Source organism: Rhizobium oryzicola (assembly GCF_030504645.1).
Classification (GTDB): Bacteria; Pseudomonadota; Alphaproteobacteria; order Rhizobiales; family Rhizobiaceae; genus Neorhizobium; species Neorhizobium oryzicola.
In genome coordinates this window covers 111,871-132,901 of the sequence record NZ_JAUKWQ010000012.1, presented here as the reverse complement: position 1 = coordinate 132,901, position 21,031 = coordinate 111,871, and the positions used below count along the sequence as shown (strand labels likewise).

Here is a 21,031-nt window from a genome sequence, read left to right as displayed (position 1 = left end):
CGGCCATGACAACATTCTCTCAAACACCCGTTCATGTGGTCGGCGGCGGTCTAGCCGGCTCCGAAGCAGCTTGGCAGCTTGCGCAGGCCGGTATTCCCGTCATCCTTCACGAGATGCGCGGCGTGCGCGGCACGGACGCGCATAAGACGGATGGTCTTGCCGAACTCGTCTGCTCGAACTCATTCCGCTCCGATGATGCAACTGCCAACGCGGTCGGCGTGATCCATGCCGAAATGCGTCTGGCCGGCTCGCTGATCATGGCCTGCGCCGACAAGCATCAGGTGCCGGCTGGTGGAGCACTGGCCGTCGACCGCGACGGTTTCTCCGACGCCGTCACGCAAGCCCTGTCCGCTCATCCCCTGATTACAGTCGTTCGGGAGGAGATCGATGGCCTTCCTCCGAAGGAGTGGGGTCTTTCCATCATCGCGACAGGTCCGCTGACATCTTCTTCGCTCGCGGCCGCGATCCAGGCGGAAACGGGCAAGGACGCACTTGCCTTCTTCGATGCGATTGCGCCGATCGTCCACCGCGAATCCATCGACATGGATATCTGCTGGTACCAGTCGCGCTATGACAAGGTTGGCCCGGGCGGTAACGGCAAGGACTACATCAACTGCCCGCTGACAGAAGAGCAGTACGACGCCTTTGTCGACGCTCTGATTGCCGGCGATACCGTCGGTTTCAAGGAATGGGAAGGCACGCCCTATTTCGATGGCTGCCTGCCGATCGAGGTCATGGCGGAGCGAGGTCGGGAAACGCTACGCCACGGCCCCATGAAGCCGATGGGCCTGACCAATGCCCATAACCCGACGGTAAAGGCCTATGCGGTCGTCCAGCTGCGCCAGGACAATGCGCTCGGCACGCTCTACAACATGGTCGGCTTCCAGACGAAGCTGAAATACGGTGCGCAGGCAGAAATCTTCCGGATGATCCCCGGACTGCAGAACGCGGAATTTGCGCGTCTCGGCGGTCTTCATCGCAACACCTACATCCACTCGCCGACGCTGCTCGACCAGACGCTGCAGTTAAAGTCGCGCCCGGGTCTGCGCTTTGCCGGCCAGATCACCGGCTGCGAGGGCTATGTGGAGAGTGCAGCGATTGGCCTGCTGGCGGGCCGCTTCGCGGCTGCCGATGCAAAGGGTGTGGCGCCATCCGCTCCACCCGTAACGACCGCCCTTGGCGCGCTTCTGAACCATATCACTGGCGGCCACATCGTCTCCGACGACGAGCCAGGCAAGAAATCCTTCCAGCCGATGAACATCAACTTCGGCCTGTTTCCGGAGCTTGCACCGGGATCTATCGTCAAGCCCGAGGGCGTAAAACGCTTCCGCGGCAAGGACAAGACAATCATGAAGCGCCAATTGCTGGCAGAGCGTGCGCTGAAGGATTGTGCGGAATGGCTGGGCGGGACTGCAGCGGCGTCAGACGCTCGAGTGGCCTGATTCTGGATGCGGATGCGCCTTGCTATGCGCATCCGTTTCATGGGCAGGCACGTAATTGCCCAGAAGCCAGAGGAGAACTTCCGCCGCCTCCTGTTCGGAGGAGAAGACGAAGTTTCCGTTCTGGGTTGGTGAATCCAGGAATTCCGCAGAGAAGCTGCGACCATTCGGCAAAGGCTGCACGCGCACGCGTCCAGGCTCGATCAGGTGGCAGGCATAATGCGCACGGTGATTGCGCATGATGCCAGCCTTGTTGTCGTGAAGGCGCACAAAGATAGCGGAACCATCTGCCGTTTCGTGAAGGCTGCGGATTGCCTCGTTCGGAAAGGCGCGACCGAATTCCAGGATAGCCAGTCCCGTATCGTGACGAGCACCCTCTTCCTGATCTTTTGCCATACGGCTGATGTAATAGCCGATGACCACCACGAGCAGAAAAATGATCAACCAAGTCATAGGGCTTGTTCCATCCATTTACCCCACCAAGGGCCATGGCGGCACACATAAACCGCCAGCCTTGCGCGAATGTGGCGCTCCTGGATCGAACGACAAGATGAAAGGCTAAATCGCTTTCCGCAGCGTCATGCGCAGCATGTTCAACTGCCGACGCCATTGCGGCAGAAGGCGAGATGCGCGTTCGACAACAACCCCCGGCCTTGACGCCTGTTGCAGGGTCGCCCTTACGGAGGCACTCGGCAGAAACGCGGGCACGAGTGGCGCCGGCAAGGAGCCCACCTTTCGCGCGCTGGCCAGATGATCCAATCCGAGACCAGCAAACGCGTTGATCGCGTTTGCGATCTTGCCCTTGTCCTCCCCAGACAAGAAGCTTTCGCGATCCAGCCCCGTGGCTCGGAGGATATCCAAGGGAATGTAGATCTGGCCACGCCGCATATGCAGCGGCAGCAGCAGCAACGCCCCGGCAATCGCCTGCGCAACACCGGCATGCCCGGCAATTTCGGAGGCCTTCATGGCGGCAGGCGCGTCCAAGATCAGACCTGCGAGCTGAATGAGCGCAGAAGCCGTTTCACCGGCATAGCCTTCGAAGGCGTTGCGATCCGGCATGGGGTCATCATAGAGATCGAAAAGCCGTGCCTCGATCATATCGAGCAGCGTCTTGCGCGGGAGCTGATAGGTCTGCACAGTTTCGATTAAAGCCGCTGCGACCGGATTGGCGGAGGAATCACCTTCACCCGTTCCCTCCAGTACATCGCGCCACCATTGTAGACGGATCTCGCCAGCGAGAGGTTGATGCACGACATCACGCACCCGGGCAATTTCCGCGTTGAAGCAATAGAGCGCCGCAAGGGCACCGCGCTTATCGGCAGGCGACAACAGGCAAGCGAGATAACGCTCGCGATCGGTCTCCCGCAATGTCGAGAGGCAGATATCCCAATGGTCGCCGGGCATGGCGCATACTCCGCTTTCGCTTGAACCCAATCAGCTACACGGCAACCAATGCCGCAGCGACGGCGCGCGATTCGCCGAGCATGATGTTATACGTCCGGATGGCCGCCCCAGTTCCCATCGGGTCGGACGATATGCCTTTGGCCTTCAGTGCTGCCTTGAGAGCTGCTGGTAGCGGACGAAGATCACGGCCGGTACCAACGAGAAGAACTTCGATGGAGCCCGCCTCTTCGATGACGCGGGCAAAAGCTTCCGCTACCAGCGGATCGCCTTCCATGAAATCCCAGCCGTAAATGCCAGAAGGCAGGCAAAGCAGCGATCCGCGGTGCGACATATCCGCAAAGCGAAAACCACCATTTCCATAAGTGTCGATGGGTGCTCGACCCGGGAAATGCGCGTTGCGGATATTCACCTCTGCCATCGATCAGACCTTCGCGCCGCCGCTGACGTCTGCTGGCTTCGCCGCCTTCTTGCCGCTCGCGTCATCGACGCTTTCGGGGCGCATCTTGAAGACGATCAGGATCGGCGCCGCGATATAGATGGACGAGAAGGTCGCCACCACGACGCCCGCAATCATGGCAAAGGTGAAGGACTGGATGACTTCGCCACCGAACAGGTACAGCGCGATCAGTGCCAGCAGCGTCGTCACCATGGTCAGGATGGTACGGGACATGGTCTCGTTGATCGAGAGATCGATCAGGTCTGCCAGCGGCATACGCTTGAACTTGCGCATGTTTTCGCGAAGGCGGTCATAGACGACGACCGTGTCGTTCAGGGAGTAGCCGACAACCGTCAGAATTGCCGCGATACTGGTCAGGTTGAACTCGATCCCCGACACCACGAAGATACCGAGAGTCAAGATGACGTCGTGGATGGTCGCAAGAATTGCACCCACGGCAAACTGCCATTCGAACCGGAACCAGATGTAGACGAGGATGCCGACCAGCGCGCCGAGAACACCGATGGTGGCCGTCTGGCTGAGTTCGCCGGAAACGGCAGGACCGACCACTTCGACACGGCGGAATTCGTAGTCGTTCTCCAGCGCGCCACGAACCTTGGTCAGAGCGGTCTGCTCAGCCGTTTCGCCTCCGCCCTGCGCCGCAATGCGGACCAGCACGCTGTTGGCATCACCAAAATTCTGCGCCTGCACTTCACCGAGGCCAAGGCTATCAAGGCGCGTGCGCAGATCCGCCAGATTTGCATCACCCTGCTTAGCGCGCAGTTCGATGACCGAACCGCCCTTGAAGTCGACGCCGAGGTTCATGCCGCCCAGGCCGAAGCCGACGATCGAACCTAGCACGACGAGACCGGAAATAGTGAAAGTCCAGCGGCGAATGCCCATGAACTTCACGCCGGTGAAGTCAAAGATACCGGTGCGGATGCCGCCCGGAAGCTGCTTCGGACGGCGAAGCTTGATCCATTCGGCAAACAGCCAATTGGTCAGCGTAAATGCCGTGAAGATCGTGGTCACGATACCGATCGCATGCGTAACGGCAAAGCCGCGCACAGGACCGGTGCCGAGATAGAAGAGCACGACGGCCGCGATCAGCGCCGTCACGTTGGCGTCCAGAATGGTGCCGAAGGCGCGGTTGAAGCCGAGATCGATCGACTGGATCATCGACTTGCCGCTTTTGGCCTCTTCACGAATACGCTCATAGATCAGAACGTTGGAATCGACGGCCATGCCGATTGTCAAGACAATACCGGCAATACCGGGCAGCGTCAGCGTTGATCCCAGCATGGTCAGGATCGCAATGGTCATCAGGATGTTGACGATGAGCGCGATGATCGCCAGCACACCGAAGAAGCCGTAGAAGACCAGCATGAAGACGATGACGAGGAGCGAAGCCACGATGCCTGCAATCACGCCGGCACGAATGGAGTCAGCACCGAGGCTCGGACCGACGGTACGTTCTTCGACCACAGTCAGGGTCGCCGGAAGAGCACCAGCGCGCAAGAGCACGGCGAGATCGTTCGCGCTCTGCACCGTGAAGCTACCGGAAATCTGGCCCGACCCGCCAACGATCGGCTCGCGGATCACGGGCGCGGAAATGACCTTGTCGTCGAGTACGATGGCGAATGGACGGCCGACATTCTGCTGCGTTGCCTGCGCAAAGCGCTGGGCGCCGCGGCTGTCAAAGCGGAAGGTGACGACCGGTTCGTTGCTCTGCTGGTTGAAGCTTGCCTGCGCATCGACGAGGTTTTCACCGGAGATCAACGCCTGCTTCTCAACCAGGTAAGGCGTGGTCGGATCGGATGCGCCGTAGAGCACCTGCGAGGTTGCCGGCGGGCGACCATTGGCGGCTTCCTGCGGCGACATGCTGGTATCCACCATGTGGAAGGTCAGCTTCGCCGTCTTGTTCAGAAGGTTCTTCAGTCGCTGCGGATCGCTGAGGCCCGGCACCTGGACGGCAATACGGTCCGTACCCTGGCGGGTGATCAGCGGCTCCGTATTGCCGAGTTCGTCCACGCGGCGGCGAACGACTTCCGTCGACTGGCCGATGGCCGAAGACAGGCGGTAATTGATGCCGTCATCGGTCAGCTGGATACGCAGAAGACCCGTTTCCGGCTCCTCCAGCGTCGCTTCGCGAATAGTCGTCCCCATCACGGTGCCGGTGCTGATCGGCTGCAGAAGCTCGTTCAAAGCCTTCTTGGCCGCATCGACCTGCGCCGGATCGGTGATGCGCACCTGAACCTGCTGGCCACTGCCGGCAAGACCGGAATAGCGGACGCCCGCTTCACGCAGACGCGAGCGGATGTCACCAATATAGGTTTCCACGCGCTCCTTCACGATCTCCGCACGATCGATCTTGAGCATCATGTAGGAGCCGCCCTGAAGGTCGAGACCGAGCGTCATCTTGTGGTGCGGCAGGAAGGATGGAAGGCTCTTCAGCTGCGCGTCAGTCAACGCATTCGGCAATGCGACGATGATGCTGCCCAGCATGGCAACCCAGATCAGGAAACTCTTCCAGCGCGGAAAATAAAGCATGTTGGTCTCGATCGATAAGTGCGGGGCCAGTCGCTATAAAAGCGCCTGGCCAACTGGACATCAGGCGGCTTCGGTCTTGACCGGTTCGCCCTTCACGCGGACTTCAGCGATGTAGCTGCGCACGGCGCGAACCTTTACGCCATCGGCAATTTCCACTTCCAGCTCGTTATCGTCGATCACCTTGGTGACCTTGCCGGAAATGCCGCCACCGAGAACGACCTGATCGCCACGACGGATGTTGGAAAGCGTGTCCTGGCGCTTCTTCAACTGGGCACGCTGCGGGCGGATCAGGAAGAAATACCAGACGACCATCAGCGGGGCGAACAGGAAAAGCATTTCAAGGCCGGAACCGAGCGGTGACGCACTGGACGCAGCGCCATCGGCGGCCTGGGCGAATGCTTCTGTAATGAACATGGATAACTCCCAGATAAAGCAGCTATGGGGGCACCCCCCTCTTCAAGCCGCCGGAATATAGTTGCGAACCAAGGGAATGCAACAGAAACAGCAGATCGGGCGTACCGAATTCAGGCCTCTTACCCTTTCGAACTGCAAAACGCCATGGTAGCCGCAGCGAAAAGCGCATCTACGCTGTTCACAAGCCGAATAGGAGGACCCTATGGCCGAGGAACTGACCACCCAACTGCTTCTGGAACTGCGCCGTCTGGCCGATGCCGTGGAGCGACTGGCGGGCCCACCACCCGCCCGCAATGACTGGGAGGCCGCCGACTGCTTTGTATGGGTGCCGGCCAATGCGAAGCTGCAGCCGGTGCCGCGCCCGAACCGCGTGGCGCTCACCCTGATCCGCGGGGTCGATCATGTGCGCGACATCCTGCATGAAAACACTCAACGCTTTGCCGAAGGCTTTCCGGCCAACAACGTGCTGCTCTGGGGCGCGCGCGGCATGGGCAAGTCGTCACTGGTGAAGGCCGTGCATGCGGATGTTCGCGCCTCCACGGACAGTCAGCTGAAGCTGATCGAAGTGCACCGCGAAGACATCGCTACCCTGCCCGCGCTCCTCGATCTCGTGAAGGAAAGCGGCCGGCGCGTCATCGTCTTCTGTGACGACCTTTCCTTCGACCATGACGACACCGCCTACAAGTCGCTGAAGGCAGCACTGGACGGCGGTATCGAGGGACGGCCGGACAATGTGCTGTTCTACGCCACCTCCAACCGCCGCCATCTGCTGCCCCGCCACATGATGGAAAACGAACAGTCGACCGCGATCAATCCGTCGGAAGCGGTGGAAGAAAAGGTATCCCTGTCCGACCGCTTCGGCCTGTGGCTCGGCTTCCACAAGTGCAGCCAGGACGACTACCTGACCATGATCGACGGCTATGCAGAACACTTCGCACTGGGCCTGCCCCGCGAGCAACTGCATCACGAGGCGCTTGCATGGGCAACCACGCGCGGCGGACGCTCCGGCCGCGTCGCCTGGCAATATATCCAGGATCTCGCAGGCCGACTGCGCAAGCCGATCGACAGGGACTAAAGCCGCAGGCGACAAATACAACGAGAAGAGCCCGGACGAACCGGGCTCTTCAACGTACCTCTTACGCAATACAAGTCGAGGAACGTCTATTCGAGGAAGGTCATCGGGTTCACAGGCGTCGCGTCCTTGCGAACTTCGAAGTGAACCTGCGGACGCTTTGCATCGCCGCTCATGCCGGACGTCGCGATCGCCTGGCCGCGCTGAACCTTCTGGCCACGGCTGACGACGATATTGTTGGCATGGCCGTAGACGGTAACCTTGCCGTCGTCGTGGCGAACCAGAACCGTGTTCCCGAGCTGCTTCAGACCATTGCCGGCATAGATGACCACGCCGTTTTCAGCCGCCTTGATCGGGGTGCCCTCGGGCACAGAAATATCGATACCGTCATTTCGGCTGCCGTTGACGTTCTGGCCGTAGCCGGCAATCACAGCACCTGTGACCGGCCAGCGATACTTGCCGATGCCTGTGGCAGATGGAGCCGGGCTGTCGTCACCCTTCTTCTCCACGTCACTCAAGCTTGCCTGCTGCGTCTGCGCGGCCGGAGCCTTTTCGGCAGCAGCCGGCTTGGCAGGCGCCTGGGCGACTGCGGGTTCAGCCTTTGGCGTCGCAGCCGCTGGTTTTGCAGCAGCGCGAGCAGCGGGCTTGGCCGGCGGCACGATGGATGCCGTCTTGACGGAGTCTGCCGCCGCCTGGCCACCGAGGTTCAGGGTCTGACCGACACGGATACTGCCTTCGCCGAGATTGTTGGCAGCCTTCAACTGATCGACGGAAACGCCGGTTGCCTTGGCGATCTTGGCGAGTGAATCGCCGGGCTTCACCACATAGGTACCACCGGGAGGAACAGGCTTGCCACCAGACGGAGGCGTCAGCTTGCCGACCTCACCCTGGTTCTTGTCGCGGGATGCAGACGCGCCGGGCAGAACTGCAACCTTCTCATTCTGTTGCTGACCCGGTGCTGGGCGATCGCCTTCCCGCGGCAGATCGATGGCACCCGCCGCCATCTTGGCGGCATTGCCGCTGGCAGAAAACTTCGGAATGACCACGGTCTGACCCGGATGGACCGAACCACCATTGGCAGCCAGGATTTCCTTTTCCGGAACGCCGTAGCGGCGCGACAGGACGGCTGCCGTCTCACCGGGACGCATGGTCACCGTCGGCGCATTGACCGTCGTCCAGCCCGGACCGGGGACAGCCTTAGTTGTACCCGTCAGGACATTATCGGCATTGCCGTGCTGCGGCTTTGCCAACTGAGGGGTGGCTGCAGCCACCTTGCCCGGGAACGGCTGCGCAAGCGCTTCCTTACGGGTCTGCGGATCGCGAGTCGGCAGAGGCGCCGCCGTAGGCGGAGCAAGCTCGGCACGCTGAACACTCACCGGCGCCGATGCGACACGCGCTGGAGAAGCGCTCGTACGTGCGGGTGACGGATAACTCTGTGCCGGCGGATAGGCTCGCGCCGGCTGGGCCGCCGATGCCTGGTAGGTCGGCTGAGCGCCGGTACCGACATCCGACTGCGGAACCGGAGCCTGACCCCAGGAACCCGCACCCTGCCTCTGCGGAATAGAGGCCGTCGTCAGATTATCCGACTTGGAGAACAGACCAGAGAAGCGCGTTGCGTCGGAACTGCACCCGGTAGCAGCGCTTGCCAGAAAAGCGGCCGCCGCGATGCGAACGACTGACTTTCCAACCTTAGAAGAACTTTTCAAACGCATGACTCAACCCACACGACGCAACCAATGTAGGAGTCATTAAAGCCTGTTAGTCTTACCGTGCGGTTAAAGCCTTAGGCTCTGCTGATATTTTTTCGGAAATTGCTAACCATGAATCCGCAAGTCCGGATCGGTCTGAAATGGTCAAAGGTGCTGCGCTATATGGGATGCAAGCGGCAGATACGGCACAGGAAAAAGATCCTCCCGTTCAAAACGGGAACCGGTTTTTGTCAGTCGCACCATCATGCAGCGCTCGTCTTCGAGAATCAGTGGTGCCACCATCGAGCCGCCGGACACGAGCTGATCCGCATAGAATCGCGGCATGGCGCTGAAAGCCGCCGTAACGAGGATGCGATCAAAGGTGCCCTCCCCGTGCAAACCGCTGCTTCCATCCATCTGGCGAATGATGATGTTGCGCAAGCCCAGCGCATCCATGCGAATCTGCGCGGCGGTTACCAGCGTACGATACCGCTCCAGAGACAGCACGCGCTCGGCGATTCGCCCGATCACGGCCGCCGTAAAGCCGCTGCCCGTGCCAATCTCCAGCACACGGTGACCGGGGCGCACCTGCAGCTTGGACAGGATCTTCGCCGCAAGATCGGCCCCTTCCATAAAGGAGCCGCAGTCGATGGGAATGGTGCGGCTGGAATAGGCATCGCTTGCGAATTGGGGGGGCACGAATTGCGTGCGCGGTGTCTGCTCGAAGGCCGTCAGAAGGTCGAGATCAGTGACCCCTTCCGCCCGGAGCCTCAGCACCAGAGCGGCAAAACCTTCCTTCTCGATCATGCCAGTTTTCAACCAGCGGCTCCCAATACGCGGACCAGTTGATCCTGCACCGAATAGTCTGTCAGGTCCAGCTTCAATGGTGTGACCGAAATCCTGTTCCGGCTTATGGCACCGATATCGGTGCTGGCCGGGAAGTCACCAACACGTTCACCATAGCGCAACCAGTAATAGGGATTGCTGCGGCCATCGAAGCGCTCTTCCACCGTCAGCGCAAAATCCGCTTGTCCCTGCGTCGTCGCTTCAACGCCGGCAACTTCCTCCGGCAAGCAGGCCGGGAAGTTCAGATTGAGGAAGGAGCCCGCGGGAAGCTCTGCATTCAGAAGCCGTCCGATCAACTCCGGCGCGTGGTGTTCTGCGGTATCGAAAGAGATAGACCGACCATGAGGGCCACGGCGTCCGGCCTGGCTGAGTGCCAGCGATCTCACGCCCTGAAGCGTTCCCTCGATCGCGCCGGCAACTGTGCCGGAATAGGTCACATCGTCGGCGATGTTGGAACCAGCATTCACGCCCGACAGAATAAGATCCGGCTTGCCGCCCAGCACATGGCGGATGCCCATGATAACGCAGTCAGTGGGCGTACCGCGCAGCGCAAATCGTTTCTCACCCACCTGTCGCAACCGCAGCGGTTCAGACAGAGTAACGGAATGCGCAAGCCCGCTCTGGTCAGTCTCGGGCGCGACGACCCAGACATCGTCCGTCAGCGTTCGGGCAATCCGCTCGAGGGCCGCCAGGCCCTCTGCATGGATACCGTCATCATTGGTCAGCAGGATGCGCATCTTGTCCTCAGGCGGCCCGTTCGATCTTTTTCAGGCCACCCATGTAGGGCAGAAGCACGTCCGGAATTGTGACCGAACCGTCTTCTTCCAGATAGTTTTCGAGAACCGCGATCAGGCAGCGGCCGACAGCGGTACCGGAACCATTCAGCGTATGAACAAACTTCGGACTCTTATCGTCCTTGCCGCGATAGCGCGCATTCATGCGACGCGCCTGGAAGTCACCGCAGACGGAGCAGGAGGAGATTTCGCGATAGGTATTCTGCCCCGGCAGCCAGACTTCCAGATCATAGGTCTTGCGGGCGCCAAAGCCCATGTCACCCGTGCAGAGCGTCATGGTGCGGAAATGCAGCCCGAGCCGCTTCAGCACTTCTTCGGCACAGGCGGTCATGCGCTCATGTTCGGCAATCGAGCTTTCCGCATCGGTGATCGAGACAAGCTCGCACTTCCAGAACTGGTGCTGGCGCAGCATGCCGCGCGTGTCGCGACCGGCAGAACCGGCTTCAGAGCGGAAGGATGGCGTCAGCGCCGTAAAGCGCAGAGGCAGCTTTTCCTGATCCAGGATCTCACCCGACACCAGATTGGTCAGCGTGACCTCGGCTGTGGGGATCAGCCAGCGGCCATCGGTAGTCTTGAACAGGTCCTCGGCAAATTTCGGCAGCTGGCCGGTGCCGTACATGGCCTCATCACGCACCATCAGCGGCGACGAGACTTCCGTGTAGCCGTGCTCGGTCGTGTGGAGGTCCAACATGAACTGACCGAGAGCACGCTCGAGCTTTGCAAGCTGGCTGGTGAGAACGGTAAAGCGGGCGCCGGATAGCTTGGTAGCACGCTCGAAATCCATGTAGCCCAGCGCTTCGCCAATATCGAAGTGTTCCTTCGGCGTGTGGTTCCAGCGCGGCTTTTCGCCGACGACGCGCGCGACGACATTGTCGTGTTCGTCCTTACCGACCGGAACATCTTCGAACGGAATATTGGGAACGCGGGACAGAACATCGTCGAGTGCGGCCACCGCCTCACGCTCTTCTTGTTCGAGCGCCGGCATGGTGTCCTTGATGTTGGCCACTTCCGCCTTCAGCTTCTCGGCAAGCTCGGTGTTCTTCTTCGCCATGGCAGCGCCGATCTCCTTGGAGGCGGCGTTGCGGCGGGACTGCATGTCCTGAAGCTTCTGGATAACGGATCGGCGGGTCTCATCCAGCGCGATGATGGCATCGGCCTGCGGTTCTGCACCGCGCTTCTTCAAAGCCTCGTCGAGGGCAGCTGGGTTGTCGCGTATCCACTTGATATCAAGCATGGTCGTTCCAGGTCTTCGTTGTGACGCCGGAACTTCCATCTCGCAGGAAGGGCCGGCAAAGGTATCCGGCCGATCTAAGTTTAGTCTGCCGGGTTAGGATGAGGACTCATCAGACTTCGTGATGGCGGAAGAGGTTTCCGTCACGGCTGCAGCTTCTTCAGTCGCGCGCTTGCGCTCCACGAGTCGTGCCGCATAGATGGAAATCTCGTAGAGAAGGATCGTCGGCAGCGCAAGGCCGATCTGGGACATCGGGTCTGGCGGTGTCAGCACTGCTGCGACCACGAAGGCCAGAACGATGGCATATTTACGCTTCTCTCGCAGCCATGTGCTGGTGAGCAGGCCGACACGCGCCAGAAGCGTGGTGATGACAGGAAGCTGGAAGACAAGTCCGAAGGACACAACGAGCGTCGTGATCAGGCTGAGATATTCCGAAACCTTCGGCATCAGCGAGATCGCCACTTCCCCCTGCCCAGGCGCCTGCTGCATGGCCAGGAAGAACCACATGACCATGGGCGTGAAGAAGAAATACACGAGCGCGCCGCCCATAATGAACAGCACCGGCGAGGCAATCAGGAAGGGCAGGAAGGCCGCGCGCTCGTTCTTGTAGAGGCCGGGCGCGACGAACTTGTAGATTTGCGAAGCGATGATCGGGAAGGAGATGACCAGCGCGCCGAACATGGCCACCTTCACCTGCGTGAAGAAGAATTCCTGCGGCGCGGTGTAGATCAGTTCCGATTTCGCGACGTCCAGGTGCGCCCAGATCACGGCCCATTTGTAGGGAATCACGAGCAGGTTGAAGAGCTGCTTCGCAAAGAAGAAGCAAACCAGGAACGCCAGGAAAAACGCAACCAGCGACCAGATCAGCCGCGTGCGCAATTCCATCAGATGCTCGATGAGCGGCTGGGGCTTGTCTTCAGTTTCGCCGGTCATGCTTCATCCTTGGGCGTCTCGATCTTTTTACGGCTGCGGGGCGCCGCGGCAACGGATGTTTTTTCGGCCTTCACCGCCTCGGAGGAGCTTGCGACGACCTTCGGCGTGCGGGCACGCTTCGGCTTTGCTTCAACTGAAGCGACAGCAACAGGCGTCGCATCTTCCACCAATGCCACTTTCGCTGCTCTCGTCCGTTTGACAGCCGGCGCAGCTTCGGCGACCGGTTCAGCCGTGACAACGGATACTTCGGCGACCTTCGGCTTGCGGGGCGCGCGTGGCTTCTTCGCCTTGGCATCCTCGACGGGCCCGGAAGCCGGTGCGGATGTTGCCGGCGCACTTGCCGCAGCCGTCACGGGCGTAGCGGCTGTTGCAGCCGCGGGAGCCGTAGCGACTGTAGCCGGTTGCGATGCAGGCGTTGCAGGTGCGGTCGCCGTCGGACCAGTCGCGGAAGCGGTGCCGAGAGGCGGCAGGCTTTCGGAAGGCAACGCGGCATGCTGCTCGACAGGCGCTTCCGGCGCGGCGGTGGCCCGATTGAGATCTGAGCGAATTTCCTCGCCCATCTGCTTCAACGGGTTGATCGCCTCGCGGATGGCATTTGCCGGATGGAAGCGCTGCGCATCCGAAATCGTCTGCCGAACGTCATCCATATCGGCTTCGCGAAGAGCCTGATCAAATTGTGTACGGAAGTCCGATGCCATCTTGCGCAGGTTCGACGTCATCTTGCCGAAGGCGCGCAACATCGGCGGCAGATCCTTTGGTCCGACAACGACGATCAGCACGATCGCGATAACCAGAAGCTCCGTCCAGCCGATATCAAACATGCAAAATGCTCCACGAGCCCGCGCAGCGGGCGTGGTCCCTGATGATTACTTGGTTTCGTCGGCCTTGTGATCCACCGTCTTTGTCGGCGCAGGCGTCGTTGCATCACGGCTTTCCTCTTCGGACATGCCCTGCTTGAAGCTCTTGATGCCCTTTGCCAGATCGCCCATCAGTTCCGGGATCTTTCCGCGACCAAAGAAGATCAGCACGATGACCAGAACGATCAACCAGTGCCACACACTAAAAGAACCCATGACTCTACTCCATCATTGCCCGTTCGAAACCATGTAAGATGTTTGCACTGCTTTTTCAAACACCAAAATCGTCCGTCACTAATCCGTTAGCGCTGGCCTCGCGCAATTCAAGCCGCCGCAAGCCGCGGAAGAACTTGCGTAACCTGCAGGATGTAATCCGTCTTGTCGGAAAGCCGCATGGCGTAAAGCTTTCACTCGAATGATCCGGCGCCCAGCCGCTAGAATGCCGGGAAGGCTTCCCCTGTGGCTTTTTCTGTGCCGCTGTCGGGCGACACGCTCATGGTTACCGTGCTGAGGGCTGCGATACGGAAAGTGTTGCGGCCGGCCGCCTTCGCTTCATACAGTGCCATATCCGCCCGCCTCATCGCCTGGTTCAAGGTTTCATCGGCGCCGAACAGGGCGATCCCGAAACTTGCCGTCGGGTGAAGCCCGAGCGGCTGGAAAGTCAGCTTGGCAAACAATCCCTGTACCTTTTCAACGTAAAGGCGCACCTTCGCAGTACTGCTTCGGGCAAAGACCACGGCGAATTCCTCGCCTCCCAGGCGACCGCATATATCCCCACCCGCATCCCGCAGACACCCCGCAAAGGCCCGGATGACATCATCGCCGACATCATGTCCAAAACTGTCGTTGATACCCTTGAAGTGGTCGAGATCGCACAGGATGACCGCCGCGGGCTCCTTGTCACCATCGTTTTGGCGCAAGGCTTCCGCGACTTTTTCAAGAAACCCGCCGCGATTCCAGACGCCGGAGAGATGATCGAGCTGGAGGGTGTCGCGCGTGCGCTTCATCGCCTCGTGGGCAATGACCATGACGAAGCTCACCCCGAGCGGCATGGACAGGATGGCACCGAGCGTCTGGGAGTAATGGGCGTAGGCGCTAAAGATATAGGAGTGGACATTCTCGCCGGTGGTGATCCGTTCCGCCAGAACGGCCTTGGCGAAGAATTGTATCGTGGACGCCACCATGACGAGAAGCAGAAACAGATCCGGTACGCTGCGCCTTCGCGAGGCCAGGATGAAGACGCTTGCGAAGATCGTCATGACCGCAAATGGCATCTGATACGAGAAGGCGTGACCAAAGGAATCTCGTTTGAAGTGGCTGTAGAGATAGCCATGACTGGTCAGCAACAGAATGTAAGCCAACGCGATCGGCCAGCGTGGCCAATTCGGGCGGTAATGACCGTGCACGCCTGCGGCAATCAATGCTAACGCAGTCAGCAGGGTTGAGAAAGACAGCGCCGAAATGAGTTCCGGAAATCGGGTGTGCGGGGCGATCGCCTCGACACACACGGTCAAGGTCGCGGAGCCGAAACTTGCCGCACACCAAAGGCCCAAGCGGATCTTGTAGGTGAGCGAGAAGACGAAAAACGCCAATGCAAATGTCAGACCAATCGAGGCATTGATGACAAGAAGAAAGGTTGCATTCGACATGGAAGCAATCCGAAACACAAAGCGAGGCGCGCTTATTTCACAACCTGTGTCATGCTCAGAATAATCCGAAAACAGACAAATATGGAATAAGGGATGCCTTTTTCCCTGTACTCTTCGAACAGGTTCCGCAAGCCTGTGAGCACTGAGAACACGAAATATTATCGAAGGGAAATCATTCCTCGCCCGCACCACCCGGCGCCAGTAAACCGAGTTCTTCAATATCCAGCTGCGTGATGGGATCTTCCTCTTCCGTCAGTTCATCACCCGCAAGCCCGGGCATCGGTACGCGGAAATCCGGAGGAATACGACCGGACAACAGCCCCGCCGCCCGTAGCTCCTCCACACCCGGCAGGTCGCGGATCTCCTCCAGGCCGAAATGATCGAGAAAGCTGGGGGTAGTGCCAAGCGTCACCGGCCGTCCCGGTGTGCGGCGACGCCCGCGAAACCGCACCCAGCCTGCTTCCATCAGCACATCCAGCGTGCCGCGGGAGGTCTGCACGCCGCGGATTTCCTCGATTTCGGCACGCGTCACTGGCTGGTGATAAGCGATGATCGCCAGCACTTCGAGCGCGGCACGCGACAGCTTCTTCGCCTCCCCCTCATCCCGACGAATGACAAATGAAAGGTCAGCAGCCGTGCGAAATGCAAAGCGATCCTCGATGCGGATCAGGTTCACGCCCCTGCCCGCATATTGGATGATCAAGCGCTTCATGATGCGCGCGATATCTACACCGCGCGGCAACCGCTCCATCAGATAGGCGATCGACAGCGGTTCGGCGGACGCAAACAGGAGCGCTTCCGCAATGCGCTCTGCCTCGAGTTCGGAAGCGCTTGGCGCTTCATCCACCTCCGAAAAAAGATCCTGATCATCTATTGAGGTCATAGCCTGCTACTCTTTCGGCTCTGCAGCAGGAGATGCCACGGGACGCCGCATGTAAAGGGGCTCGAAAGCGCCCTCCTGCCGCATTTCAAGCTTGCCTTCCCGTACCAGTTCCAACGAGGCGGCAAAAGCGCTGGCGGTTGCCGTCACCCGCTCAGCAGGCGGCATGTATTGCAGGAGATAATGCTGGAGCGCCGTCCAATCACCGATATCGCCCAGCATATCCGTCAGCATCTGCCGTGCCTCCACGAGCGACCAGACCTTGCGCCGCTCGATCGTGACTTGAGTGACGGCCTGACGCTGACGCAGATTGGCATAGGCAGACAGGAGATCGTAGAGGCTTGCGTCGAAATTGGCGCCGTGCCTTTCGGCGATATGCTCCGGCGCGCCACGTGCAAACACATCGCGGCCCAGCCGGTTGCGGTTGATGAGACGTGTCGCCGCTTCGCGCATGGCTTCCAGACGTTTGAGGCGAAAGGCAAGCGTTGCCGCCATTTCCTCGCCCGTCGGCCCGTCATCGCCCCGCACCTGCTGCGGGATCAGCAGTTTAGACTTGAGGTAGGCAAGCCAGGCCGCCATCACGAGATAGTCGGCGGCAAGTTCGATGCGGACCCGGCGGGCGCTCTCGATGAACAGGAGATATTGCTCGGCCAGCGACAGAACGGAGATCCGCGCCAGATCGACTTTCTGGGTTCGGGCAAGGTGCAGCAGAAGATCCAGCGGCCCTTCGAAGCCACCAACATCGATCACCAGAGCGGGTTCCGTCACGCCGCGCTGATCGGCATCCTGCCACAGCCGATCCATCGGGATGGCAGTGGACTGGATTGTGTCTGTGGCCATGCCCGTCTCGCCCAACCTAATGCGGGCAACAAGATCAGGCCGTTGCCATCAACGACCAGAACTCCGCCCGCAATGCTTCCTCGTCGTCGGCCTGAGGTGCCGCAAATGCCATTTCAGCGATCTGGGCCCGGTCGAACGAGCGGCCACTCAACACGGGCACCTCTTTGACGACGGCTTTCATTTCGTCCATGACGCCATTGCAATGCAAGACAATATCGCAGCCCCCGGCGATAATATCCGCAGCGCGTTCGCCAAGCGTGCCCTTCAGCGCGTTCATGGAACTATCGTCCGACAGAAGCAGGCCATCGAAGCCGATCCGCTTGCGGATCACGTCCTGGATCACGATGGAGGACGTTGTGGCCGGCCGATCAGGGTCGATCGCCTTGAAAACGATATGGGCGCTCATACCCATCACCTCATCTTTCAGGCTTCGGAACGGCATGAAATCATGCGCATCGAGCTCTTCGATCGTCGCATTGACCACCGGCAGTTCGTGATGGGAATCGACCACCGCCCTGCCATGACCCGGCATATGCTTCATGACAGGCAGCATGCCGCCCGCCTTCAGGCCTTCCGCTGCCGCTCGCCCCACAGCCGCAACAAGATCCGGTTCGGTCCCGTAGGCGCGGTCGCCAATAGCCTTGGTGGCACCTTCGATCAACACGTCCAGAACCGGCATGCAGTTGATGGTAATACCGAGCGGCAGAAGGTCGAAGGCATGCAGACGCGACATCAGCCAGGCTGCCCGCAAGCCCTTGGTCCGATCCTGACGGTAAAGCGCACCCAAGGCTGCGCCCGCCGGATAGTGCTGCACAGTCGGCGGACGGATACGCTGCACGCGACCTCCCTCCTGATCGATCAGCACAGGCGCGTCGGGACGGCCGATGGCCTCGCGCATGGATGCCACCAGATCCTTGATCTGGCTGGGTTCGCCAAGATTTCGGGCAAAGAGAATGAAGCCCCACGGGCGCTCGGCCCGATAAAGCGCGATTTCGTCCGCCGTGAGTTGCTGGCCGGCGCAGCCCAGGATCATAGCTTTTGATTCGGTCATGGCACCATCATAGATATTTGGAGGGCTGGCTAAACGATAAACGGAGCCAATCGGGCCCCGTTTCTCTCATTGTTTTTGAGCGGATTAACGTGCCACGAGGCAGGTACCGCCGGCTGCGCGATACTTCTCGCAGAGCGCTACGGCATCATCCTTGCTGCCTGCCGGAATGCGGACGCGGTAGAAGGTCCCCTTGCCGGCGATTTCCGCCTTGGCGATGTCAACGCCGCGACCAGCAATCACATTGCCGAACTTGGCCGTGATGCTCTTGTAGGACTTCTGCGCTTCTGCTTCGCTCGGCAGCGAGGCAACCTGGATGTAATAGCCGCCATTGGCAGACGCAGACGCCGCAGGAGCAACAGAGGCCGTTACCGTCGCGGAAGGCGCAGGCTGCGGTGCAGGTTTCACAGTGCCCTGTTCGCTCACAGACGCGACAACCTTGACCGGCTGCTCCGCCGGACGCGCGGTCGGGATCGGCGTGCCGGGCTTGGCAGGCGTACCTACAGGCGCGGCTGAAGCGGATGCAGGCGCCTGAGAGGTACCGGTCATCGTGCTGACCTTGGCAATATTCACAGAGGCAATGTCCGTAGGCTTCTGGTCAGCGGCATTACCCGGCAGAACACCCTTCGCGTTCGGCTCGGCCAGCGCTGGCTGCGACGGAATCTTCTCGGACTTCACAGCCGTTGCCGGCACTTGCACGGACGCCACTGCCGCAGGCTTGGTTACCTGCTGCTCCACAAGCGAACCATCCGGGCGAACCACCATGGTCTTGACCTTGCGCGGCATCACCGACAGCGGATCCTCCGCCGCACCATTGGCCTGGGCGTGCTGCGGCAGAAGGCGCGGATCCTTGGTATCGTTGACAGGCGTTGCGGACGCATTCGCCTCTTCAGAGATACCTTCCAGCGGAAGGTTTTCGGGCACCAGCGTCTTCTGGACAACGTCCATCGGCTGTTCGTCGGTCGAGATCAACGTCGCCTGTTTTGGATCCTTCGGCGCGCCGCCGGCAACGCGGTCATAAACCGCCTTGTCCTGGTTCGGAACGGTCTTGCCGCCCGGATTTTCGGGCGCAACTTTTACCGGAGTGGTATCGGCAGCAATCACGACAGGCGCACCGCTGGTGCTGATGCGACCCTTATCACTGGCCCACCAGGCGTAGCCGGAAGCACCGACGATCAAGACGAAGCCTGCCACAGACAGCGGCATCATCCAGCGACCGGGCGAACGGCGTGCCTGTTCGGCATAGGGAAGAATTTCTTCCTCGCGCGCTGTGTCACGCGTCTGCTGCGGTAGCGGGTTCGCAAGGCTTCGTCGGAAATCTTCCTCCAGCGCACGTTCAAACTCGTCGAAGTCCTGGACCGCCTTGTCGCGCGGAGCCGGAGCAACCGCTGCCTGAGCCTGCTGATGCGCGGAAGGCCCCTGCGTTACGATGTGCGGCGTCTGACGCCCACGGCTGATTGCAACCGCTGCTGTCGCAGCCGCAGCGGTCGCGACGGCGGCCGTCGCAACGCCCGGCGTCGACATCGAGGACGCCGTGGTTTCCAAAAGGCTCGCCAACTCGGAATCGAGATCGAGATCGTAATCGGAATGATGGTGCACCGGAGCCTGCTCCGGCTCCTCCACCGGCAATTCCGGAACATCTAATTCAGGCACGGCTTCCGGCATCTCTTCGGATTCAGCAAGTTGAGCCGGATCGAAGGCTTCGTCTCCGCTGCCGTAGTCGAATTCATCCTCAGCCATGGCAACCGGCTCGACCGGCGCAGCAGCCACGGCAACAGGAGCAACGGCCGCCGCCGCGGGGGCTGCGTAGGCCGGGGCACGCTCCTCAGGCACCGAGGGAGCCGGCTGGCGATGCGTCGCGGTTTCAGCCGTTACATGATGCGTGACGATATCGGAGAGATCGAGCTCGAGATCACCCAGGGCCAGATCGAACTCCTCATCGCCGAAGATATCCGCCTCAGAGTTGCTGGCCGCAGGCTCAGGCTGCGCAAACATCTCAGGCTCCTGTCTTGAAGCAACAGGGGCCTTCGGTTCAACCGCCGCAGGCAGAGGCGCGGGATTGCGGGAATCCGCCACGCGTTCAAGATCAAAAATCTGAGCTTCGAGTGCAGAGAAGCGCTCGTTCTCAGCGGGTGCCGGATCAAAGCTCGGCTCGCTGCGAACTTCGGCCAGCGGCGCCTCCGCTGCGGGTGCAACATGGCGGGGAGCCGAATGCTCGAGTTCATCCGCCAGATCGAGATCGGAAAGAAGCTCATGCTCCTTTACCGGTTCAGAAGCAGGACGCGGCGGGTTTGCGGCACGATTGAAATTGGCAAGCGGCATCTGGAAACCAGGCGTATAAGCCTTCGGCGCCGGACGCGACGACGTTGAAACCGGAGGCGCAACAGCGAGCGACGATTCCAGCTCAGCCTCGAGATCAACGGCTGGCTCGAAGGCCACATCCTGAGCGCGCTCACCTTGCGGCAACCCACGAGGAGCGAATGCTTCTTCAAGCATAGGCACAGCTTTCGCCGATACCGGCAGCGGAACCTGCTGTGCGCCGGGCGCACCGAGCCAGGAGGAAAAATCCGGACCGCCTGCTTGAGATGCGATGGAGCGTGTCGGCGGAAGCTCCACCGGCAGGTTCATATCGGCAAATGGGTCAGCAGACGGTGCGTTCCGCGCCTGCTGGACCACAGGCGCTTCCGGCTGCGCTTGCGTGACAAGCGTCAAAGGCTCGCTTGCAACCGGCTCCGGTCGCGGCGAATCATAACGCTCGAATTCGCGCAGAAGCTCATCTTCCAGATTGAACGCAGGCTCGCGGCGGCCTGCCGCAACCGGCTGCGGCTTGCGGGCAGACCTGTCATCATAGCCGGCAATGCGAGCCAGTTCCGCCAACGGATCATCATCGGCAAAGACATCCGGTCCGCTGTTACGGCCAAGTGCAACGCTATTGTCTGCCATTCCCTCG

The 21,031-nt window shown here is 60.5% G+C and carries 19 protein-coding genes; 2 read left to right on the top strand and 17 right to left on the bottom strand.

The window, feature by feature from the left end; translation table 11 throughout:
• The first annotated feature begins 5 nt into the window (after nucleotides 1–5).
• Nucleotides 6–1,442 (top strand): methylenetetrahydrofolate--tRNA-(uracil(54)-C(5))-methyltransferase (FADH(2)-oxidizing) TrmFO, encoded by a 1,437-nt coding sequence (gene trmFO / locus Q2T52_RS23755; protein ID WP_302079404.1) that lies wholly within the window; start codon nucleotides 6–8, stop codon nucleotides 1,440–1,442.
• On the opposite strand, the gene Q2T52_RS23750 is transcribed toward trmFO, so the two are convergent.
• From Q2T52_RS23750 to yajC, 5 genes are all read right to left on the bottom strand, one after another.
• The gene (locus tag Q2T52_RS23750; protein ID WP_302079403.1) at nucleotides 1,422–1,892 is read right to left on the bottom strand and encodes a hypothetical protein; all 471 of its coding nucleotides are present in this window, start codon (nucleotides 1,890–1,892) and stop codon (nucleotides 1,422–1,424) included. The two genes, trmFO and Q2T52_RS23750, sit on opposite strands and share 21 nt — an antisense overlap.
• 105 nt (nucleotides 1,893–1,997) lie before the next feature.
• Nucleotides 1,998–2,843, bottom strand: coding sequence for a phytoene/squalene synthase family protein (locus Q2T52_RS23745; RefSeq protein ID WP_302079402.1), 846 nt, complete (start codon nucleotides 2,841–2,843; stop codon nucleotides 1,998–2,000).
• 34 nt (nucleotides 2,844–2,877) lie between these two features.
• Nucleotides 2,878–3,261 (bottom strand): Mth938-like domain-containing protein, encoded by a 384-nt coding sequence (locus Q2T52_RS23740; protein WP_302079401.1) that lies wholly within the window; start codon nucleotides 3,259–3,261, stop codon nucleotides 2,878–2,880.
• A 3-nt stretch (nucleotides 3,262–3,264) separates the two neighbouring features.
• Nucleotides 3,265–5,829: a protein translocase subunit SecDF gene (gene secDF, locus Q2T52_RS23735; protein WP_302079400.1), complete on the bottom strand. Its 2,565-nt coding sequence runs from the start codon at nucleotides 5,827–5,829 to the stop codon at nucleotides 3,265–3,267.
• Nucleotides 5,830–5,889: 60 nt separating this feature from the next.
• Nucleotides 5,890–6,243: a preprotein translocase subunit YajC gene (gene yajC / locus Q2T52_RS23730; protein ID WP_302079399.1), complete on the bottom strand. Its 354-nt coding sequence runs from the start codon at nucleotides 6,241–6,243 to the stop codon at nucleotides 5,890–5,892.
• Nucleotides 6,244–6,445: 202 nt separating this feature from the next.
• On the opposite strand from yajC, the gene Q2T52_RS23725 reads away from it, so the two are divergent.
• Complete coding sequence (locus Q2T52_RS23725; protein ID WP_302079398.1) at nucleotides 6,446–7,318, top strand: ATP-binding protein; 873 nt, start codon at nucleotides 6,446–6,448, stop codon at nucleotides 7,316–7,318.
• Between the two features lie 86 nt (nucleotides 7,319–7,404).
• On the opposite strand, the gene Q2T52_RS23720 is transcribed toward Q2T52_RS23725, so the two are convergent.
• The 12 genes from Q2T52_RS23720 to Q2T52_RS23665 form a co-directional block, all read right to left on the bottom strand.
• Nucleotides 7,405–9,027, bottom strand: coding sequence for a peptidoglycan DD-metalloendopeptidase family protein (locus Q2T52_RS23720; protein WP_302079397.1), 1,623 nt, complete (start codon nucleotides 9,025–9,027; stop codon nucleotides 7,405–7,407).
• A gap of 141 nt (nucleotides 9,028–9,168) precedes the next feature.
• On the bottom strand, nucleotides 9,169–9,810 hold the full coding sequence (locus Q2T52_RS23715; protein WP_302079396.1) for a protein-L-isoaspartate(D-aspartate) O-methyltransferase: 642 nt from the start codon (nucleotides 9,808–9,810) through the stop codon (nucleotides 9,169–9,171).
• An 8-nt stretch (nucleotides 9,811–9,818) separates the two neighbouring features.
• A complete protein-coding gene (gene surE, locus Q2T52_RS23710) occupies nucleotides 9,819–10,586 on the bottom strand; it encodes a 5'/3'-nucleotidase SurE (protein ID WP_302079395.1) in 768 nt (255 codons plus the stop codon).
• Between the two features lie 7 nt (nucleotides 10,587–10,593).
• Nucleotides 10,594–11,877: a serine--tRNA ligase gene (serS, locus tag Q2T52_RS23705; protein WP_302079394.1), complete on the bottom strand. Its 1,284-nt coding sequence runs from the start codon at nucleotides 11,875–11,877 to the stop codon at nucleotides 10,594–10,596.
• 93 nt (nucleotides 11,878–11,970) lie between these two features.
• Nucleotides 11,971–12,807, bottom strand: a complete 837-nt coding sequence (tatC, locus tag Q2T52_RS23700; RefSeq protein ID WP_302079393.1) for a twin-arginine translocase subunit TatC — start codon at nucleotides 12,805–12,807, stop codon at nucleotides 11,971–11,973.
• Nucleotides 12,804–13,628: a Sec-independent protein translocase protein TatB gene (tatB, locus tag Q2T52_RS23695; RefSeq protein ID WP_302079392.1), complete on the bottom strand. Its 825-nt coding sequence runs from the start codon at nucleotides 13,626–13,628 to the stop codon at nucleotides 12,804–12,806. Before tatB ends, tatC begins: the two co-directional genes overlap by 4 nt.
• A 45-nt stretch (nucleotides 13,629–13,673) precedes the next feature.
• Entirely contained in the window at nucleotides 13,674–13,880 is a 207-nt protein-coding gene (locus tag Q2T52_RS23690) for a twin-arginine translocase TatA/TatE family subunit (protein ID WP_302079391.1), read from the bottom strand.
• Between the two features lie 218 nt (nucleotides 13,881–14,098).
• Nucleotides 14,099–15,313: a GGDEF domain-containing protein gene (locus Q2T52_RS23685; protein WP_302079390.1), complete on the bottom strand. Its 1,215-nt coding sequence runs from the start codon at nucleotides 15,311–15,313 to the stop codon at nucleotides 14,099–14,101.
• Between the two features lie 172 nt (nucleotides 15,314–15,485).
• Nucleotides 15,486–16,196: an SMC-Scp complex subunit ScpB gene (scpB, locus tag Q2T52_RS23680; RefSeq protein WP_302079389.1), complete on the bottom strand. Its 711-nt coding sequence runs from the start codon at nucleotides 16,194–16,196 to the stop codon at nucleotides 15,486–15,488.
• A 6-nt stretch (nucleotides 16,197–16,202) separates the two neighbouring features.
• Nucleotides 16,203–17,033, bottom strand: coding sequence for a segregation and condensation protein A (locus Q2T52_RS23675; RefSeq protein WP_302079388.1), 831 nt, complete (start codon nucleotides 17,031–17,033; stop codon nucleotides 16,203–16,205).
• A gap of 34 nt (nucleotides 17,034–17,067) precedes the next feature.
• Nucleotides 17,068–18,084, bottom strand: a complete 1,017-nt coding sequence (gene nagZ / locus Q2T52_RS23670) for a beta-N-acetylhexosaminidase (RefSeq protein ID WP_302079387.1) — start codon at nucleotides 18,082–18,084, stop codon at nucleotides 17,068–17,070.
• A gap of 84 nt (nucleotides 18,085–18,168) precedes the next feature.
• Nucleotides 18,169–21,024 carry an SPOR domain-containing protein gene (locus Q2T52_RS23665; RefSeq protein ID WP_302079386.1) on the bottom strand — a complete coding sequence of 952 codons (2,856 nt, stop codon included), beginning with the start codon at nucleotides 21,022–21,024 and terminating at the stop codon, nucleotides 18,169–18,171.
• Between the last annotated feature and the right edge of the window lie 7 nt (nucleotides 21,025–21,031).